This is a genomic window from Citrobacter braakii (assembly GCF_002075345.1).
In the GTDB taxonomy this organism is placed as follows: domain Bacteria; phylum Pseudomonadota; class Gammaproteobacteria; order Enterobacterales; family Enterobacteriaceae; genus Citrobacter; species Citrobacter braakii.
In genome coordinates this window covers 42,231-61,372 of sequence record NZ_NAEW01000012.1, presented here as the reverse complement: position 1 = coordinate 61,372, position 19,142 = coordinate 42,231, and the positions used below count along the sequence as shown (strand labels likewise).

20 protein-coding genes are annotated in these 19,142 nt (G+C 51.6%); 9 read left to right on the top strand and 11 right to left on the bottom strand.

Going from position 1 to position 19,142, the window contains the following annotated elements:
• Positions 1–24: 24 nt before the first annotated feature.
• The 11 genes from flgL to flgB all read right to left on the bottom strand — a co-directional run bounded on the left by flgL (position 25) and on the right by flgB (position 9,067).
• On the bottom strand, positions 25–954 hold the full coding sequence (gene flgL / locus BZK42_RS20495) for a flagellar hook-associated protein FlgL (protein WP_019076091.1): 930 nt from the start codon (positions 952–954) through the stop codon (positions 25–27).
• A gap of 17 nt (positions 955–971) precedes the next feature.
• On the bottom strand, positions 972–2,348 hold the full coding sequence (gene flgK, locus BZK42_RS20490) for a flagellar hook-associated protein FlgK (protein ID WP_065554271.1): 1,377 nt from the start codon (positions 2,346–2,348) through the stop codon (positions 972–974).
• A gap of 98 nt (positions 2,349–2,446) precedes the next feature.
• Positions 2,447–2,749, bottom strand: coding sequence for a rod-binding protein (locus tag BZK42_RS20485; RefSeq protein WP_029139422.1), 303 nt, complete (start codon positions 2,747–2,749; stop codon positions 2,447–2,449).
• Between the two features lie 8 nt (positions 2,750–2,757).
• Positions 2,758–3,879, bottom strand: a complete 1,122-nt coding sequence (locus tag BZK42_RS20480) for a flagellar basal body P-ring protein FlgI (RefSeq protein ID WP_016151847.1) — start codon at positions 3,877–3,879, stop codon at positions 2,758–2,760.
• A 14-nt stretch (positions 3,880–3,893) separates the two neighbouring features.
• Positions 3,894–4,559, bottom strand: coding sequence for a flagellar basal body L-ring protein FlgH (gene flgH / locus BZK42_RS20475; RefSeq protein ID WP_049040809.1), 666 nt, complete (start codon positions 4,557–4,559; stop codon positions 3,894–3,896).
• A 68-nt stretch (positions 4,560–4,627) separates the two neighbouring features.
• Positions 4,628–5,413, bottom strand: coding sequence for a flagellar basal-body rod protein FlgG (flgG, locus tag BZK42_RS20470; RefSeq protein WP_019076088.1), 786 nt, complete (start codon positions 5,411–5,413; stop codon positions 4,628–4,630).
• Between the two features lie 30 nt (positions 5,414–5,443).
• On the bottom strand, positions 5,444–6,181 hold the full coding sequence (locus tag BZK42_RS20465; protein ID WP_016151844.1) for a flagellar basal body rod protein FlgF: 738 nt from the start codon (positions 6,179–6,181) through the stop codon (positions 5,444–5,446).
• A 9-nt stretch (positions 6,182–6,190) separates the two neighbouring features.
• Positions 6,191–7,393 carry a flagellar hook protein FlgE gene (gene flgE / locus BZK42_RS20460; RefSeq protein ID WP_019076087.1) on the bottom strand — a complete coding sequence of 401 codons (1,203 nt, stop codon included), beginning with the start codon at positions 7,391–7,393 and terminating at the stop codon, positions 6,191–6,193.
• Between the two features lie 26 nt (positions 7,394–7,419).
• Positions 7,420–8,286 carry a flagellar hook capping FlgD N-terminal domain-containing protein gene (locus BZK42_RS20455; RefSeq protein ID WP_046275407.1) on the bottom strand — a complete coding sequence of 289 codons (867 nt, stop codon included), beginning with the start codon at positions 8,284–8,286 and terminating at the stop codon, positions 7,420–7,422.
• Complete coding sequence (gene flgC, locus BZK42_RS20450) at positions 8,286–8,717, bottom strand: flagellar basal body rod protein FlgC (RefSeq protein ID WP_016151841.1); 432 nt, start codon at positions 8,715–8,717, stop codon at positions 8,286–8,288. Before flgC ends, BZK42_RS20455 begins: the two co-directional genes overlap by 1 nt.
• Positions 8,718–8,719: 2 nt before the next feature.
• Positions 8,720–9,067, bottom strand: a complete 348-nt coding sequence (flgB, locus tag BZK42_RS20445) for a flagellar basal body rod protein FlgB (RefSeq protein ID WP_016151840.1) — start codon at positions 9,065–9,067, stop codon at positions 8,720–8,722.
• 82 nt (positions 9,068–9,149) lie between these two features.
• On the opposite strand from flgB, the gene flgA reads away from it, so the two are divergent.
• The 9 genes from flgA (at position 9,150) to BZK42_RS20400 (ending at position 19,132) form a co-directional block, all read left to right on the top strand.
• Positions 9,150–9,920 (top strand): flagellar basal body P-ring formation chaperone FlgA, encoded by a 771-nt coding sequence (gene flgA / locus BZK42_RS20440; RefSeq protein WP_080859969.1) that lies wholly within the window; start codon positions 9,150–9,152, stop codon positions 9,918–9,920.
• Between the two features lie 96 nt (positions 9,921–10,016).
• On the top strand, positions 10,017–10,304 hold the full coding sequence (gene flgM / locus BZK42_RS20435; protein WP_016151838.1) for a flagellar biosynthesis anti-sigma factor FlgM: 288 nt from the start codon (positions 10,017–10,019) through the stop codon (positions 10,302–10,304).
• 12 nt (positions 10,305–10,316) lie between these two features.
• Positions 10,317–10,745 carry a flagellar protein FlgN gene (flgN, locus tag BZK42_RS20430; RefSeq protein ID WP_046275405.1) on the top strand — a complete coding sequence of 143 codons (429 nt, stop codon included), beginning with the start codon at positions 10,317–10,319 and terminating at the stop codon, positions 10,743–10,745.
• Positions 10,746–10,880: 135 nt separating this feature from the next.
• Positions 10,881–11,825 (top strand): lysine-N-methylase, encoded by a 945-nt coding sequence (locus tag BZK42_RS20425; RefSeq protein ID WP_080859967.1) that lies wholly within the window; start codon positions 10,881–10,883, stop codon positions 11,823–11,825.
• Positions 11,826–11,881: 56 nt separating this feature from the next.
• The gene (locus BZK42_RS20420; protein ID WP_080859966.1) at positions 11,882–14,443 is read left to right on the top strand and encodes a glycosyltransferase; all 2,562 of its coding nucleotides are present in this window, start codon (positions 11,882–11,884) and stop codon (positions 14,441–14,443) included.
• A complete protein-coding gene (locus tag BZK42_RS20415; RefSeq protein WP_080859964.1) occupies positions 14,379–15,545 on the top strand; it encodes a glycosyltransferase family 2 protein in 1,167 nt (388 codons plus the stop codon). Before BZK42_RS20420 ends, BZK42_RS20415 begins: the two co-directional genes overlap by 65 nt.
• A 2-nt stretch (positions 15,546–15,547) precedes the next feature.
• Complete coding sequence (locus BZK42_RS20410) at positions 15,548–16,663, top strand: DegT/DnrJ/EryC1/StrS family aminotransferase (protein ID WP_047498469.1); 1,116 nt, start codon at positions 15,548–15,550, stop codon at positions 16,661–16,663.
• Positions 16,660–17,928: an ATP-grasp domain-containing protein gene (locus BZK42_RS20405; protein WP_080859963.1), complete on the top strand. Its 1,269-nt coding sequence runs from the start codon at positions 16,660–16,662 to the stop codon at positions 17,926–17,928. The genes BZK42_RS20410 and BZK42_RS20405 overlap by 4 nt, the downstream gene beginning before the upstream one ends.
• A 1-nt stretch (position 17,929) precedes the next feature.
• Positions 17,930–19,132: a sulfatase-like hydrolase/transferase gene (locus tag BZK42_RS20400; RefSeq protein ID WP_080859961.1), complete on the top strand. Its 1,203-nt coding sequence runs from the start codon at positions 17,930–17,932 to the stop codon at positions 19,130–19,132.
• Positions 19,133–19,142 lie beyond the last annotated feature (10 nt).

Below are 19,142 nucleotides of genomic sequence, written 5' to 3'. Positions count from 1 at the left end.
CTATTCCTGAGCTACTGCTAACTGTTAAATCACACTGAAAAGGTTTAACTCACTCACTTTGGAGTAGGTTTTTAAAGTGGCTTCCATCGCCATTTCCAGACCGGTAAAGGTAATGGAGGCTGGGCCATAATCCAGATCGCTCAACTGACTGATAAGCTGATCGTTGGAGGTAGTGATATCCGTCTGAGCACTGCTCAGCATGCTCATCGTATTCTGCGTTTCACCAATGGTGGCTATAGAAGCGTTGAGCGCGTCTGAGGCCACATCCACCGTATCAATGGCATTTTGAATATCGCTTTGCACCTGTGGATCGGCAGGGTCAACCGACGGATCCTGTAACTCTTTCGACAGCGACGTCAGAGTGTTCAGAACGTCGAGGCTATCGCCGAAGAAATCGCTGACCGCCACATTGGTATCAACCTCAACGCCATTGGACACCGTGGTCTGGCGATGGTCGTCGTTACCCTGATAGGTATAACTGTCGGTCACCCCGTCACCGTCCTCATCAACCGCGACAATGGGCGGTTGATCGTTCACCGTCCCGCCAAACACATAGTGACCGTCTTCATCCTGATAATTCAGCGCCGAGACCATCGCTTCGGTCATCGACTGAATATCCTGCCCCAGGCTGGATAACGACTCGGCGGTGTTGGTGCCGTTGGCGGCCTCCAGCAGATCGTCGCGAATCGCTAACAGATCGTTATTCACGCCATCCAGAATAGACTCCTGTTGGCTCATCCCCGCCGAGGCGGAATCAATATTAGTTTGATACTGATCGAGAGCCGATTGCTGGCGGTTAAGCTGGGTGATTCGTGTCGCAGCGATAGGATCGTCTGACGGCAGCAGAATACTTTTCCCTGTCGCCATCTGCGTGACAACGTGGGAAAGATCGCTGGAAAGGTCGTTAAAACTCTGCGTCATAGACACATAGGATTGTTGGGTAGACACGCGCATGATAATAGCCCTCCAGATTAACTACACATTTCCAGCACAGAGTCGAAAATATCTGCGCCCGTTGAGATAACTTTGAGGTTGGCCTCGTAAATTTGCTGGTAGGTAATGAGGTTCACCGCTTCTTCATCCATGCTGACGCCGCTGACGCTGCTCTGCTGGTTCTGTGCTTCGGAGTACACGTTCGCCGCCGCTTCCGCTTCCGTCTGGTTTTGCTGGCTGTAAATACCGATGTTACTGATGATTGATGAACAGGCTTCGCCCACGGTTACGCTACCAAGCCCCTCGATATCTAACGGTTCGGTTGAGAGGTTGATCAGCGCCTGCAGGTTATCGCTGTTGCCGCTTTCATCCGGCGAACTGGAAAACGCCAGCTCATCGGCGGTGATATCGGGGTTCACTTCCAGCGGGCCATCCGATGAGTTTTCGTCATAAATAAACAGCGGCTCGCCGGGATTTCCGTTCAGGTCGTAGCCCTGCGCCAGTTGGGTATTAACCGCATCGGCAAACTGCTCTGCCATGCTGTTAATCGTCCCCGTCAATGGCGTCAGTACCTCATTCTGATAATCAAACAGCGCGCCCAGCGAGCCGCCGGTATCAGTGTTCATGGATGACGTGGTTCCGGCGAACGTCAGCGACATGCTCTGCGTGCCGTCGGCGTTGGTCTCCAGTTCGAGGGTGGAACTCTCTTGCCCGCTCACCAACGGCTGACCGTTTTGCAGCGTGACGTTGTAGTTACCTTCATCATCAATATTGACCTGAACATCCATAATGCCGCTCAGTTCTTCCACCATCTGGTCGCGGGCATCGTAGAGCGCAGACGCGTTATCCCCGTTGGCTTCGGCTTCAGTGATCTGCTGGTTGTAGCTGGCAATACCGCTGGTAAGCGTATTCACCTGCGCCACCATCGCCTGCTCCTGACTAACGATTTCACTGCTTTGCGAATCGATATAATCGAGGGTGTTATCCACGCGCAGCGCCAGCGCGCCGGACTCGCTGATCACCTGCTCACGCAGAGCAGAGTCATCCGGACTGGTGGTAGCTGCGTTTAGAGCGGCAAAAAAGTTGTCAAAGCCGCCGCTCAGGCTGCTGTTATCATCGCTGAGCACGGTTTCCAGCTGAGTTAAATACGTCTGCTGGGTGTTGTAATAGCCGTAATCGCTGGCGGCATACCAGACCTGGTTCACCTGATACTGGTTGGATACCCGGCGAATACTGTCCACCTGCACACCGTTACCCGCACTGTTCGCCGAGCCTGAGCTGGCGCCAATAGTACTGGTGACGGCCACCTGCCGGGTATAACCGTCGGTCATGGCGTTCGCCGTGTTTTGCGCCGTTACGTTAAGCTCCACCTGCGCAGTAGATGCGCCGCTGTAGCCAATGTTAATCATGTCCATCAAAGAGTCCTCGCCGGTCAGTTCCCCGGTCTGTCGTTAACAACCTTGCCGATTAAAAGCGGCGAAAAAACCTCAGTTCTTAAGCCGCCGCGCAACCTTTATCCTTTGTGATGCGGGGAGAGCTGTTTAACGATCATCGCCGCAATCCCAATACCGTGCTGCTGGGCCAGGCTGTTACATAACTGATCGTCGTAAAATCCCTGCATCATGCGCACCGAGTCGCTGTTAAACGGGTTATCTTTGGAGTCGAAGATCTCATTGGTTTTACGCATCTCTTTCAGCATGTTGCGTAAGAAAATGGCTTCAAACTGCTGGGCGGCTTTCTGCAAATCGTTATCTTTAATTTTCGGGCCCATTAACGCATCGCTACCGTCAATGCCCCCGCTATGATTCACTTTGATGTCAGCCATTAAATGACCTCCAGATCGGCATCCAGCGCCCCGGCTTCATGCAGGGCCTGTAAAATGGACATAATGTCGTCCGGCGTGGCCCCGAGACTGTTGAGCGCATTAACCAGCGTTTTCAGGCTGCTGGATTCAGGCAGCGTAATCATCCCCGGTCGGGCGTGATTCACCGAAATATTGCTCTGCGGCGTCACCGCCGTACGACCACCGGCAAAGGCATTCGGCTGGCTGACGTTGCTGCTTTCATTGATGGAAACCGTCAGGCTGCCATGCGATACCGCCGCCGCGTGCAGGGCAATACCATCCCCCATCACCACCGTGCCGGTACGCGAGTTAAACACCACGCGGGCGCGTACTTTTTCTGCCTGAACCTGGACGTCATCTAACTGAGACATAAAGGCAACGCGCGCCCCTGGGCTGGTTGGCGCGCGGACGCTGACGTTGGTCGAGCTTTGTGCCGTAGCAATGCCGCCAAACGAGGCGTTGATCGCCGCCGCAATATTATTGGCATCTTTAAAGGAGGGACGTTTCAGATTAAGCGTAATGGTGTCACCCATCTGGAAATCGCTGGGAATTTCACGTTCGACCGACGCGCCATTCGGTATCAGTCCGGCTGTGGGGGTATTCACGGTCACGCTGGAGCCGCTAGCCCCGGTCGCGTTCATCCCACCCACCACCACGCTCCCTTGTGCAAGGGCATAAACCTCCCCATCTGCGCCGTGTAGCTGGGTGAGCAATAACGTACCGCCGCGCAGGCTTTTGGCATCGCCAATCGACGAGACCGTGACATCAATGGTCTGCCCACGCGAGTACATTGGCGGCAGCATCGCGCTGACCGCTACCGCCGCGACGTTTTTCACCTTCGGATCGATTTTACCCGGCAGTTGTACCCCGAACTGGCGCAGCATGTTGGTAATAGTTTGGTTCGTGAATTTGACCTGGTTTTTATCCCCGGTTCCGTCCAGCCCCACCACCAGGCTGTAGCCAACAAGTTGGTTTTCCCTGATCCCCTGGACGTTGACCAGCGACTCCAGAGATTGCGCCTGCGTAGTGCCGGGCAGCACCAGGCTCAGGGCGATAACGATGCCGTTTAACGCCTTCATCCAGCGCCCGCTTATGTGTTGCATATTAAAATCCTGCATTAGATCGGGAAGAGAGGATGGTTAAACAGACGCGTCAGCCAGCCCGCCGCATTGGCATCGCTCAATGCGCCACGGCCCGCATAGGAGATACGCGCATCGGCAATGCGCTGCGATGAAACGGAGTTGTCGTTTTGAATATCATCGGCGCGCACCAGACCACTCAGGCGAATGTACTCATCCCCCTGGTTGAGGGTGAGCCATTTTTCACCACGAATTTCCAGAATGCCGTTCGACTGTACCGAGTGCACCGACACCGTAATTTCGCCACGCAAACTGTTTTGCTGCTGCGAGGTCGCCGTCCCGTTGAAGTCGCGATTGGCGTCCACGGAAGCGGAAAGATTATCTTTGGTATGCCCAAAAAGAGTCGGTGCGCCGATATCAACGGTATTGTTCTTGCCGAAATTGGTTTTCGCCTGTTTGCTCGACTGGGTGGATTCTTCCAGCATCACGGTCAGGATGTCGCCCACCCGATAGGCGCGGCGGTCTGCCGTCAGCGACCACTTGTAACCCGTTTCGAACACTCCTCCCGCGCGACCATCCGCCGTTGGCGGCAACTCGGTTTTGGGAGGAGCAAAGAATTCGTCATTTTTTTTGACCAGGAGGGCCTGCGATTCGCACCCGCTTAACAGGGACAGCAGTACCACCAGCCAGAGATAATTTTTCACGTTCTGCCTGTTTACTTTAAATTTGCCGGATAAGGCGAAACCGCTATCCGGCATTTCACATTCTTGAATTACAGCGTCTGACTAATAAACTGCAGCATATCGTCTGCCGCAGAGACCATTTTGGCGTTCATCTCATAGGCGCGCTGCACGTTAATCATCGCCACCATTTCGTTGACAATATCCACATTCGAGCCTTCCAGCGCGCTGTCCTGCAAGGTGCCCAGACCATCTTCCCCCGGAATACCTTCCGTCGGTTGACCGCTGGCTGCCGTTTCCAGATACAGGTTGTCGCCTTCGGCTGAAAGGCCCGCCGGGTTGGCGAAGTTCACCAGCGTTAGTTGCCCCAGTTCGGTCGGATCGCTGTCGCCGGGCAGGATCGCCGTCACGGTGCCATCTTCGCCAAATGCCACGTTGGTCGCGCCAGCGGGAACATCAATTTCCGGTTGCAGCGGCAAGCCCTGGGCGTTGGTTAGCACGCCGTCGGCGTTAATCTGCATATTGCCGTCACGGGTATACGCAATATCCCCGTTGGCCTTTTGCACCTGCCAGAACCCCTGCCCCATGATGGCCACGTTCATCGCATTATCGGTGGTTTCCACATTCCCTTCGGTGAAGGTTTTTTGGGTTCCAACGATGCGCACACCGCTACCGAACTGCATTCCGGTCGGCATGATGTTGTTTTGATCGAGCATGGCGCCCGGTGCTTCCTGAGTCTGATAAAACAGATCCTGGAACATCACGCGGTCACGCTTAAAGCCCGTGGTGTTGACGTTGGCGATGTTGTTGGCAATCGCACTCATCTCAGCATCCTGCGCCGACAGGCCGGTTTTACTGATCCATAACGCTGCGTTCATAAAACTTTATCCCTGATTAAAGGCTACGACTCAGGAGCCGCGTAGCAGCCTGTTGCCGGAGTCGCTGAGATCTTCAGCGGTTTTCATCATCTTGATTTGCGCTTCAAACTGGCGGTTCATCGCAATGGACGACATCATTTCGCTCACCGCAGACACGTTACTGCCTTCCAGAAAGCCGCCGCTTACTTTGATGTTTTCATCGCGCTGGGCCGGTACGCCATCCGCCGTCACCAGCATCCCCTCGCTGTTTTTCGCCAGATTAGCGACCGGGATATCCACCAGCTTCAGCCGATCGATATCCATCGTGGCGGTAACATCACCGTCGTCAGGCGTAACCGAGAGCGTGCCGTCGCTGCCGAAAGAGGCAATCGCGTTCGGCGGCAAAATAATCGGGCCGTTATCTCCGAGCACCACGTTACCGTCGATGGTCAGCTGACCCTGATCGTCTTGCTGAATATTGCCGTTGCGGGTATAGACCTCGTTTCCGGCTTTATCCTGCACGGCGATATAGCCCGTCCCCTGAATGGCGACGTCCAGCGGGCGCTCGGTTTTTTCCGCCACGCCGGTGCTGTCATTGACGCCGCTGGGACTTTCCTTCGCCATAAAACGCGTATCAAAACCACCGCCCTTCACTTTGTCATTACTCGCCATCGCCATATCCGCGCGAAAACCATTGGTGTTGACGTTGGCGAGGTTGTTGGCGCTAATTTGCTGCTCTTGCAACGTCTGGGTGGCACCGCTCAGCGCGGTATAAATCAACCGATCCATTTCTTAGCCTTACATCGCCTGGAAGAGAGCCTGATCCAGCTGCGTACTGGTGGAAATCACCTTGGTGTTCGCCTGGTAGTTACGCTGGGCGGTCATGAGATTGACCAGTTCGTTGGTGATATCCACATTAGAGCTTTCGAGCATGCCGGAGGAGAGCGTGCCGCAGGAACCGGAGCCAGGCGTACCTATCAGCGGCGTACCGGATTCGCCCGTCTGTACCCAGGCAGTACCGCTCACTGCTTCCAGTCCGTTCTCATCCGGGAAGGTGGCGAGTACAACCTGGCCCTGCAGCATGCGCTCACCGTTGCTGTAGGTGGCGTACACTTTACCGTCGTCATCGACCTGCACGCCGTTTTGCGTTGCCGATGCGTATCCGGTCGCGGAATTGGTGGTAACCGAGAAGTCAGAGCCGTACTGAGTACAATCGGAGTAGTCAATCGTCATTGAAATCGGTGCGGCTTCATCGGTGGTGAAGGTGATGGTTTGCGGCGTGGTTGGAGCCGTCAGCTTGCCGGTATTTGGGTCGAAGGTCAGCGTAGTCGGCGGTACACCGCTCTGCGCTTCACCATCAAAGGTGTATTGCACTTCCCAGGTGTTATCCGCCGTTTTAGTAAAGTACTGGCTAACCGAGTGCTCATTACCCAGCGAGTCATACACGGTGGTGGTGTAGCTGTCGGTGTAGGTATCGCTGTTGTTGGCATCAAACGGCACGGTTGCGCGATCGATTGTTTCATCACTGGCGTCAAAGTTTGCCGTGAAGGTCATGCTGTCCGTGGCCTGCGCCGGGATGTTGCCGGTTTTAATCTGGATATCGGTAACGGTACCGGTTTGCAGCGTGCCGCTGTCATCAACCGGATAGCCCTGCAGGTAATCGCCGGACGCATTGACGATATAGCCGTTTTTGTCCGTCACGAAGGAACCCGCGCGGGTATAGGAGATGTTCCCGGCGCTGTCGCACATCACAAAAAAACCATCGTCGTTGATCGCCAGATCCAGCGCATTACCGGTTGAAACCATAGAGCCGCCGGTGGAGATGCTTTGTGCCGAACCCGCCACGCTCACGCCCATCGCCTGCGTTCCGGCATACATGGCGGAAAACTGGGTGGTCATCGATTTATACCCAACCGTACCGGAGTTTGCGATGTTGTTACTGATGCCATCAAGCTGTTCGTTGACGGCGTTCAGTCCCGTCGCTGCAATTTCATAACTCATTGTTTCTTCCTGTAATGTAAACGAGATCAGATCACGGTGTTGCTGTCGGCGTTATCGCCGCCGTCGTCAGTATCCGGCGGCGTGATGTCATCAGTGCTGTCCGGAACGCCAAACTGGGTGATCATGGTGAAAGGCACTTCGCCAACGCCGTCAACGTTGAGCACTGGCGTGCTGCCATCGAGCGGAATACGCACATCTTCCACCGTTCCGGTCACCTCAATCGGCACTTCCTCTTCTCCGGTATTGGTCACCACGGATACGCTGTAATCGCCCGGCGGGATGCCGTAATCCGCAGGATTGATGTCGAAATCCACCTGGCCGGGCCCGACGGAGGTTTCACCTTGTGGGATCAGCGACACGGTGTAGTCATCACCGGCTTCATCGGTAAAGTGCAGATCCACATCGGTACAACTGTCATCCAGAGTCACGCGTCCCTGGATTTCTTTGCTGTTGTCTTCGATATCCAGCGAGGTGGTTTGCACCATGATGTCGTCGCCGACCATATTCCCCAGCGCCATCACCTGAATGTTGCTCATCAGTACGGCGTTAGTGTTTGCCTCCACGCTCATCTCTTCCATCATGGCAACCTGCGCCATGGAGGCGAGCTGATCGATATAGGCCGTAGGATCGGTTGGATCGGTCGGGTCCTGGTTTTCAATTTCAGCCACGAACAGCGTCAAAAACGTATCAACCGCGGACGTTTCGGTGGACGTTGTCGTGGTTGGAGTACCGCTTGTCCCGCTGGTATTCGTTGTTGACGACGTTGAGGAAGAACTGCTGTCTCCCAGATTGCTGCTTTGCGCCGTAGCGCCGACGTTATTTTCAGCCACCGCCGTATTCTCCGAAGAAGGAGCCTGCGCCTGAGATTGGGCATACAGAGTCAGGGTATTCATTACACTTCTCCCAGTTTGAGTAAGCTTTGCTGCATACTTTTGACGTTATTCAGCACATCAACGTCGGTTTCAAAATCACGTGAGGCGGACATCATGTCGGCCATTTGCTCGACCACATTGACATCCGGATACCAGACGAAACCGTTCTGGTCCGCCATAGGATGGTGTGGCTCATAACGCTTCACCGCCCCGCCGCTTTGCATGACGTCCTGTACCTGTACGCTGGCACCATCAATGGCATGGCGGTTATGCCCACCCATCAGGCTATTGTGGTAAACCGCGGCAAAAACCGGGCTGCGCGCCTTATAGGCCTGCGCCTCGCTGCTGGCGGGAGATTCCGCATTCGCCATGTTGCTGGCGACGGTATTCAGACGGATGGTTTGCGCCGTCATCGCCGAGCCGGAAATCTGGTAAATATCAGTAAACGACATGGTTATTTCCCTTCGATGGCCTCTTTGATACCGCTAAGTTGCAGGTTCAAAAAGGTCAGACTGCTTTGATAATCCATACTATTTTGTGAAAACCGGGCCTGCTCGGTATTCAGCTCTACGGTATTGCCATCCTCTGAGGGCTGCATCGGCACACGGTATTTCACGTCAGCCTCGGGCAGCACATTTGTGCGACTTGCCCGTTGCATCTCAGCGGCAAAATCAATATCTTTAGCTTTGAAATTTGGTGTATCGACGTTTGCCAGATTCGCAGTCAGTAGCTCGGTCCTCTCAAGACGTAACTTCACTGCCTGCGGATGTACACCCAATGCCTGCTGAAAACTGATTCCCATTTCTTGCATCACTCCTGCGTAGATATCGCTGTTATTAGCAATATGTATGCCAACTTTTAAGTGATTGATGAGAAATGACTTTATGAAATTCCCCTTCGACATAAGGAAGCCTTCTTTCCCCTTTGCCGCGGAAATAATGCTGGCGTTATGCTGTGTCTTACCCGCACATGCCGCCGTCCATCCCATTCAGCACAGCGCCCGGGAACAGATCAACGCGCGGGTCATAACTGCCGCCGGTCATGAAATTGACGCGCTGGCGAAAAAACAACAGTGGCAGGACTATCGCTACACGTTCAACGTCTATATTCCCTCAACGGTGAGCACCAGCGCGCTATGCGCAACAGCGCCCCAGATCACCTCCAGCACATCCCCAGGAATGGCCCTGACGCGAATGAACTTTGTGGTGAGTTGTCCGGGCAGCGCGGGCTGGCAATTTAACGTTGCGGTACGCCCCGACGTGTCGGTGCCGGTAGTGATGCCAAAGTCGTTGATTGCCCGAGATACGGTAATTACGGTCAACGACCTGCAGCTTAAAAAATTCAATATCAGCAACCAGCGGGAAGGATTAATGACAAATATGGATGAGGCGATTGGTCTCACCAGTAAGCGCGCCCTGCAACCGGGCAAACCGATTACCCGGAGCGAACTGGTTCAACCGGTGCTGGTCAAACGCGAGCAACCGGTGATGATCGTCTCCCATACGGCCGGAATTACCGCCTCGATGCCGGGCGTGGCGTTGAAGAACGGGCGCAAAGGGGATGTGATAAAAATTCGCAACAGCAGCAGCCAGCGGATCATTAGCGGGATGGTGGACGATATCGGCGTGGTCACCACACTGACGGCCGAGCAGTGAAGGGATTTTTTGTGATGGGATTAAAGTTTTCCTCTCTTACCGTCGCTTTTAGCCAATAACAGATAACCAACCCAACGAAATATGTACGAGGTTGCTATGAAAATTACCCCGACTCTGCCAGGCGATCGCCCTGCATCTACAACCGGGCAGACGCGTTCAGACAAGAGCAGCACGCAGACCACTACCTCCAGCGCCGCGACGCTTTCCGCCGACGATATTACTCAGGCGGGATTGCAAACGGCGCAGCAAACGCTGAACAGCGATCCGCAAAGCGACGTTGATTACGACAAAGTGGCGCAAATGCAGGCCATGCTGGCCGCAGGCGACATGCAGGTTGATACCCAGCAACTGGCTGGTGACATGCTCAGCTTTTTCCAGAAATAAGAGGCCAAAATTGTGAGTACCAGGCTACAGCAGGTGAAAACGCTGCTTCAGGGTATCCGGGAGGACGGGACGCGATATGACGCGCTCAGACATCAGTTAGAACAACAACGTCTGTGCATGATCCGTCGCGCCAGTGAAGAGCTGTTGGCGGTCAATGAGACGATTCAACAGCACTATGAGCAGTTGAATAACAGTAGCCAGCAGCGCCGCTCAATCCTGCAATTGCTGGGCGTAAGCGTCGATCGTGCAGGGATGGAACAGGTATTTAGCTGGTTGCCGGGCTTACAAAAAAGTGCCGCAGAGGGTTGGTGGCAGAGCCTTGAGCAAAAAGCGAAACGCTGCAAGGCGTACAACGAAAAAAACGGCGAGTTGCTGATCCGCCAGTATGAATTTATTCAGACTTTTTTAGGCACCGAGCCGGATTTTATTTACCAGCGCTAAACCTTCCTTCCCTGACGCGGAAAACGACTTTCCGCGCACACCCTAACTAATTGATATAAATACAATAAAAATTCAGGCATGGATATTGCAATGATGTAGCCAGATTTTGAATTTAGGGATTACTGAGAACACATTATGAGTATGATTGATTGTTATGAACCTGACTTTGTCCGGTTGTTTTTATCCCACCATCCGGATTCCGCTTTACTGGCCGAAATGCGCTGGAAAACGGAAGTACGTCAGAGTCTGGTATTAACCGATCCGGCCAGCTGTCAGGCTGCATTAGGCGATCCCAACGCCTTTGTGCTGCATACCTCGCAATGTGCAGCCGATGCGGACAGCCCGGCGTTATCTCCACGCGATCAGGTACTTAATCAATCTGCTCTGCATACCATCACGCTCCCCGGTTTGTCACCGGAACTGCGCTTGTATGCGCTGGGCATCATGCTCTCTTTTTCCGAGAAATGCCCTGGCGACAGCGATCCTATGCTTGAGAAACTGGCCTCGCTGCCGCAGGTTCTGGCCGCCCACGCGCAAAGCGGAAAACTGCAGGAGCAGTTCGTGCAACTGCCCAGCCTGCCCCAACTGCAGCGGGAGCTGATCACCCAAATGGGCAGTTGTGAGTTCAATTGGGATCGGTTGCCGGAAAGCACGCGCAAGCTGACCTTACCTCTGCAGGTAAGTCTGCTGATGCTCCAGGATGCAAACAGTGAGGCTATGCTTCAGCAGCAGTTGCAGGATCAGTGGTTAAATACCTATGAGCGCTACTTTGCCCATGACGCATGGATATTCAGTAACTATCTGATTTATCGCCTGTATCACGATACCTTCCCGCAGCACGAGAGTGAAAGCGCGCTGCAGCGCTTCTTCTGGCTGGTGGCTGACATCTTTATGCTTCGCACCCTATTTTGCCTGTGGACAATGGATGATTCCACGCTGAGCCATGACGAAATCTACGCCCTTTTCGCGCTGTTTGAAGCGTGGCGCAACAGCGAGAATGCCCGCTCGTTGCGTCAGCATATTCTGGATATGTTGCCGGGAGATCCTCTGCTCTCGGCGTTCTCCCTGATTACACGTTAGCGCCTGTTGGCCGGGTACATACCCGGTCCTTTTTCGAATCGCGAATACACATCACCATGTCTGAATCCTCCAAAGCACGTTCCGCCCTGACCGGCATCGTTAAAACGCTCGACACTGGCCGCGAAAAACCGTTTGTCAGCGTCATTACCCCCACGTGGAACCGCGGCGCTTTCTTACCCTATTTGCTGTATATGTTCCGCTATCAGGACTACCCTGCCGACCGCCGGGAGCTGGTGATCCTAGATGATTCCCCACAAAGCCATCAGTCAATCATTGACAGGCTGACGCAGAATCATCCGGAGAAATTCAATATTCGTTATATCTACCATGCGGAAAAACTGACGCTGGGAAAAAAGCGCAACATGCTCAATGCGCTGGCGTTAGGCGAATATATTCTCTGTATGGATGACGATGATTATTATCCGGCGGATAAGATCTCCTACACCATCGACATGATGCAGCGCCACCGGGCGTTGATTTCAGGTTCCGATCAGATCCCCATCTGGTATAGCCATATCAACCGCGTGTTCAAAAGCCGCAGCTTTGGCCCGCAGAACATTCTCAACGGCACCTTTTGCTACCACCGCAATTATTTAAAAAAGCACCGTTACGATGATGAATGTAACTTAGGCGAAGAGGAAGGATTCACTAATCAATTCACCGCAAACCCGCTGCAATTGCCGGGCGAGCGCACCATTATTTGTATCTCGCACAGTCAAAATACGTTCGATAAAGACTTTGTGCTGGGCAGCAGCGAGCCGCTGGAAACCTCGCTGGCACAGGCGATTACCGACCCGATGCTGAAAAACTGGTATCAAAGCCTGCATAACGCCACCCATCATCAGCCGATCCAGTGGGATTACATCGATCAGGTGGTGATCGTGAATCTGGACTCACGCCCGGATCGTTTAGCCCACATCCAGCAAGAGCTGGCGTTTCTCAATTTCCCGGCGCAAAAGATCACCCGCCTTGCGGCGTCCGTTGCCACTAACGGCCAGGCTGGTCGCCGCCAGTCCCATCTGCAGGCGCTGCAACTGGCACAGCGTAACGGCTGGAAAAACTACCTGCTACTTGAAGACGATAGCGTGATCCTGAAGCAGGAAAAGCATATCCGGGTACTCAACTCACTTCTGAATGCGCTGCCTGGTTTTCCGTGGGAAGTGGTTATCCTCGGCGGAGAAATTAAACAAGGCCGCGAACTCAAAAGCCTCAATGGCATGATCCATGCCCGTGACTGCAATAAGGTGTGCGCCTATCTGGTCAACAGCAGCTATTACCCGGTGCTGGCTCAGCAGATGGAGCATGACCTCTCAGATACGCTCGAAGGGCAATGGCAGCCGCTGCTGCGTGAAGGGAAATGGCTCTCCTGTTATCCGAGCATCTGCTATCAGCGCGCGGGATACAGCGATATTGAGAAAAAAGAAACCGATAACATCGGTTACTACTTCAACAAAATCAATAAGAAACCCGCCACCGTCAATACGCTGGTAAGCAACCCGCTTCCTACGGCATCCACGCAGATAGATGCCATTGGCTTCTATATGGAAACCTCGCTGCACTACGCGGTCTACCGCCCTATCATTACCGCGCTTCAGGCGATGGGCCATACCTGCTCGCTGCTGGTCAGTGACAAAATACCTAAATCGTTTCTGGATGAGATGACCGCGACGATTAAAGCCATCAACGACCCTGCGCTCGGCGGTACGCGTCTTTCAGCGGTCATTGAGAACCGTCAGCGCTTCCGGTGCCTGGTCAGCCCTTACTACACGCCACTGCTGAACGGGCTGGCGGATACCCATGTACGCACCCTGTATGGCCTGGCGAAAGAAGAGTGGAATCATGCCTGGTGGAACGCCTTTTATCACCGCATCCTGTGTTACAGCCACTATAGCCAGCACGCGCTTGATATCGGTGGCAGCGCCAAAGTGGTGGGCAATCCCCGTTTCGATGAGTGGCATAATCACACTTACGATACTGCGCTGCCAAAAAGCCTGAAGCTGAATGCGAAAAAGCAGACCATCCTGTATGCGCCAACCTATGGCGCGCTAAGCTCTCTCCCTCACTGGGCGGAACAGCTCAGCCGGTTAAGTCATGAATACAATGTCGTCACCAAACTACATCATGGCACCCTGCACAGACCGGAAGAAGCCGCCTCTCTGGCGCTGGCGCAGCGCTATTTAAAAAACCGAATTGACGATCCACAGCATCTGCTGGCGCTTATTGCGCAGGCGGATTACGTCCTGACAGACAGCAGCGGCTTTATTTTTGACGCCATTCATATGAATAAACGCGTCATTTTACTGAGCTGGCCAGAGATGCCCTTGCTGCTCGATGGTCAACAAAGTTTCTCTACTCCTGACAGCGCTGATCAGCGTATTCGCGATGTTCTCCCGGTGGCACAGGATATACAGACGTTGCGCCACGCCCTGTCATCCGCATTTGACTGGGCTGCGCTGGAAGCGCCATTGGAGGAGATTCGCCACCATTATTGCGATGCGTTTATGGATGGTCAGGCGGGGAAACGGGCGGCTCAGGAGATCGTAGAGCTCATCGATGCGTCGTCCCAACAGCAGAGCAATACGTTACTGCTTAGCCTGCAACAGAAGTTATTTAGTTGATAACACAATAATTTTCGCCAGAGATTACGCTATGCCAACGCCTTTAGTGAGTATTATCGTTACCAGTTATAACCACAGCGCTTTCCTCGAAGAGGCGCTGGATAGCGTCTTTAACCAGACATGGAAAAATACCGAAGTCATTATCGTTGATGATGCGTCTACCGATCGGTCCGTCGATATCATAAAAAAATACCAGCAGAAATATCATTGCAAAACGATTCTGCGGGAGACCAACTATTATTCGCAGAAGGATAAAACCGGCGACAAACCCATCATCGAAGCCATGAACATGGCTGCGGGAAAATATATTGCCGTGGTCGACTCGGATGATCTCATTGTTCCTACCAAAATCTCTCATCAGGTTAATGTTTTAGAGAAAAACCCACACTGTGTAATGTGCTATAGCGCCATTCAGGTCATCATGCCTGACGGTTCGCGTTTTCCCTACAGCGATCTATTTCTTGATGGCGACGTTTTTCATCATCTGCTGGTTTCCGGGAATCTTAGTCTCTATATCGGCTCGTTAATCCGCCGCGAGGCTTACCTGAAGATTGAGCGTTCCGATCCACATCTGGTGCAGGAAGACTGGGACATGTTTCTGAAACTTTCCCGGCAGGGGCATTTTATTTCAACTCGGCGTTTAGTGGCTTACTACCGTCGACATGACAATAACACCTGGTACAGAAGAGATAACAGCAAATTAATGTACCGAAACAGGATGATGATCCTGAATCAATGGAAACATGAAGACGCCTGGGTAGAAGCGATGAACAGCCGCTGGAAACAATATGCCCATCCCGATCATACGCTGGCCAAACAAGATATTGACGATCTGTTGATTGAAAGTCCAACCGACCCTTTGTTGCATTTCCAGGGGTTTATCGCGGCCATTCACAATAAAGAAGTCAACAAAGCGCAATATCATATTATGCAAGCCATCATCTATTGTGACGTTCGTCTGGAGATATTACCTCAATTGTATTTTGCGGCGTTAAAAAGCATTGCTGACAGCAAAATAAAAAGCACGCTTCTTACTAGTCTCAAGACCAGATTACCAGAACATTATCAACAGATTAGTGAACAATTCACTCAGGACCTTTAGCAATGAAACAAGCAGAACATAACCTTATCACTGTCACTAAACCCGTCCTGCCTCCGCTGGAAGAGTTTATGCCCTATCTGCAAGAGATCTGGTCAAGTAAGCAATTAACAAATAATGGCGTTATGCATCAATTATTAGAGGAAAAATTAGCGTCTTATTTGAACGTTCCATATATCTCGTTGTTTTGTAATGCCACTATCGCTTTAATTGCCGCGATGCAAACACTGCGAATTAAGGGCGAGGTTATTACTACCCCCTATTCTTTTGTCGCCACTACGCACAGTATTCTCTGGAACCAGTTAACACCGGTATTTGTTGATATTGATCCACACAGCTTTAACATCAACCCGCACCTGATTGAATCGGCGATTACCGCCAAAACGGGATTGATCATGCCGGTACATGTCTACGGACAAACCTGCAATACCGCTGAAATTGAGAACATATCCAATAATTACGGTATTCCGGTTATTTACGATGCAGCACATGCTTTTGCAGTAGAAGATTGTAGCGGAAGCATTCTACGCCATGGCGATCTTTCCGTACTGAGCTTCCATGCCACCAAAGTGTTCAACACCTTTGAAGGCGGTGCCATCGTTAGCTACGATAAAAAAACAAAACAACGCATCGATTATCTGAAGAACTTTGGTATTGCTGACGAATTAACCGTTGTCGCGCCTGGCATCAATGGAAAAATGAATGAGGTTCAGTCCGCTTTTGGTCTCTTGCAATTAAAGTATGTGGATGAGGCGATAGCGAAACGCCAAAAAATCGATAAGTGTTATCGTGAGCAGTTAGCCAATACGCAAGGAATTTTCATTCCTGCAGGCAACGCTAATCATAAGAGTAACTACAGCTATTTCCCGATCCTCGTGGGTCCTGACTATAAAATGTCACGAGATGCGTTATACGATCATCTGAAAAGCCATAACATCTTAACGCGTCGTTATTTTTACCCCCTGCTCTCTAATCTCAACATGTACAAAAACATGTCTGGCGCCAATAAAGAGACGCTGCCTGTAGCAAACCAAATCGCTGAACAGGTGCTGTGCCTGCCGATTTATCCAGATATGACATCCGCTGAACTCAGCACCATTATTGAGCTCATTACCGCATGATCAATGTACTTATCTTCCCGGCGGGAACCGAGATTGGTCGCGAGATTTACCTGTCTCTGCGCAACGAGAAAAACATTAACCTGGTTTTGGCCGGTGCCGACTACGATAGCCATGCTCGCCATTATGCTTGCGGATACCATATCTTGCCTGACGTTTCGCATCAGGATGGGCTACCCGCCTTGCAGACATTACTGGTACAAGAAAGTATTGATTATATTTTTCCGGCTCATGATGAGGTTCTTCTTTTTCTGTCTGAAAACCGGGATGCTCTTTCCGCCACGGTACTCTGCCCGTCGCAGGAAGCATGCCGCATCACGCGGTTTAAAAGTAAAACTTACCAGGCACTTAAGGGGACAGTCCCTCTTCCCGTTATATTCAATGATCTCAGTGAGATCAGCCACTGGCCTGTATTTGCCAAACCCGACCGTGGGCAAGGGGCACAGGGAGCTTCGCGCGTTGATTCCCCGGAGAGACTGGCATCAATCCTGGCGGAGAGGGATGACCTGATTATTTGTGAATATTTAAACGGAGAAGAGTTTACCGTGGACTGTTTTTCCGATCGCACGCAGGGGTTGCTGTTTTGCCAACCACGCGTACGCTCGCGGATACGTGCCGGTATTGCGATGACCTCAACGTTAGTTAGCCTGCCGGAAGTTGAAACTTACGCACACGCTATTTCACAGCGATTACAGTTATACGGCGCATGGTTTTTTCAGTTAAAGCGTTCTACCTCGGGGATTTTGACCTTACTGGAAGTTGCTCCACGTATCGCTGGAACTATGGCGCTCAATCGCGTCAATGGTATCAATTTCGCCATGCTGACATTGTACGAAAGTATGCGCGTTAACGTCACGTTGCGCCCGCTCGGTGAAAACCTGCAAATTACCCGTAGTTTAACCAATCACTATACGCATCGTTTTACGTACCGGCATGTCTACATCGACTACGACGATACCATAGTGATCAAAGATAAACTCTGCGTACCGGTTTTTACCTTTCTCTGCCAGTGTCTGAATCACGGGATAAAAATCCATCTAATCACGCGTCATACCGGTGATATTTATGCTGAACTGGCGAAACGGCGGATTAACAATTTCTTTGACACCATCACCCACTTGGGTAAAGACGATAAGAAAAGTGATTATATTCACGAGGCTGACGCCATATTTATCGATGACAGTTTTCGTGAAAGGCAAGAGGTTTACTCTGTTACTACTATTCCCGTATTCGACATCAGCATGCTCGAACTATTAATTTGTGAATAATATGAAGAAGAATATTATATTTTGGCACCTTGAAAGTCTGAACCACACGATTTTTAACCATCGCCAGTGGTTTCCTTTCGCTAATAAGATCTATAACCAATCACTGCGATTCAATAATTTTATCTCTAGTGCAACCTCCTCACTGATGGCATTAAGCGACCTTTTACATGGGGACGACAATACGTTAGAGCATAACACCCATCTTGAGGAGAACATCTCCATCCATCGCCACAACCCTGCACTTTTCGATGTTTTAAAGCAGCACGGATACACCACTGCGGGCATGGGATACCCAAAAAATTGGGCAAATGTCGATGCTATCTGGAGTGAAACGGATACCTTTAACTGGTACGACACGTCGAAAAAAATGCTGGCAGAAATGCAGCAGGTCGTTTCCCGGCCGGAACCCTTTGCGCTCTATCTGTGGAACCTCAGTAGCCACCTTTGTTATTACGATGACATTAAAAAAGGTGGCGCTAACAGCCTCGAACGCTGGCAGCGTGGCTACCAAAGCATGGATTTTATGGTCGGACAGACCATTAAAATGCTGCTGGAAGCCAAAAAACTTGATAATACAATGATCGTCGCCTTTGGCGATCATGGCGATGACTTTTGGGGGCACGGATTTAATGGTGGCTATACGCATGGTATTGAACCCTACACGCCATTAGTACATACGCCTGCGTTTATTTTTTGTCCAGGAATGAAAGCCGTTGATTTAAACCATATGGTTAGCATGGTTGATATCTATAATACGGTACTGACCCTCCTTGATATAGCTGTGGCGAAAAAGACTGAACCCCACACTTTCGCATTAACGCCACAACGCCGTTTTTGTTATAGCCGCAATTTATTTGCCCAGCAGAAAAGTCAGCACGACGGAAGCCCCCTCAGGAAAGGGTATGCCATCACTTCCGAGCACTTCCATGTAATGAAAATTGATGATCAACTGAAGATGTTTTTATGGAAGGCTGACCCGACAAATCATTTTGATATATTACCGTTAATCAAATATAAAAAATCAGGGGAAGCATACCTTGATCTTGAGAAAGCGCACAGCCAACGTACTGGCGGGATCCATCCACATATGCAACATTTTTTCTCAGCAGAAATGGTACCGCTTATCGCACAAAATCTACATGACATGAAAACGCAACTGGATACCTGGATAAAAAATAAAAGTCAGGTGCACCCGGCAAAATAACAAAATCCAC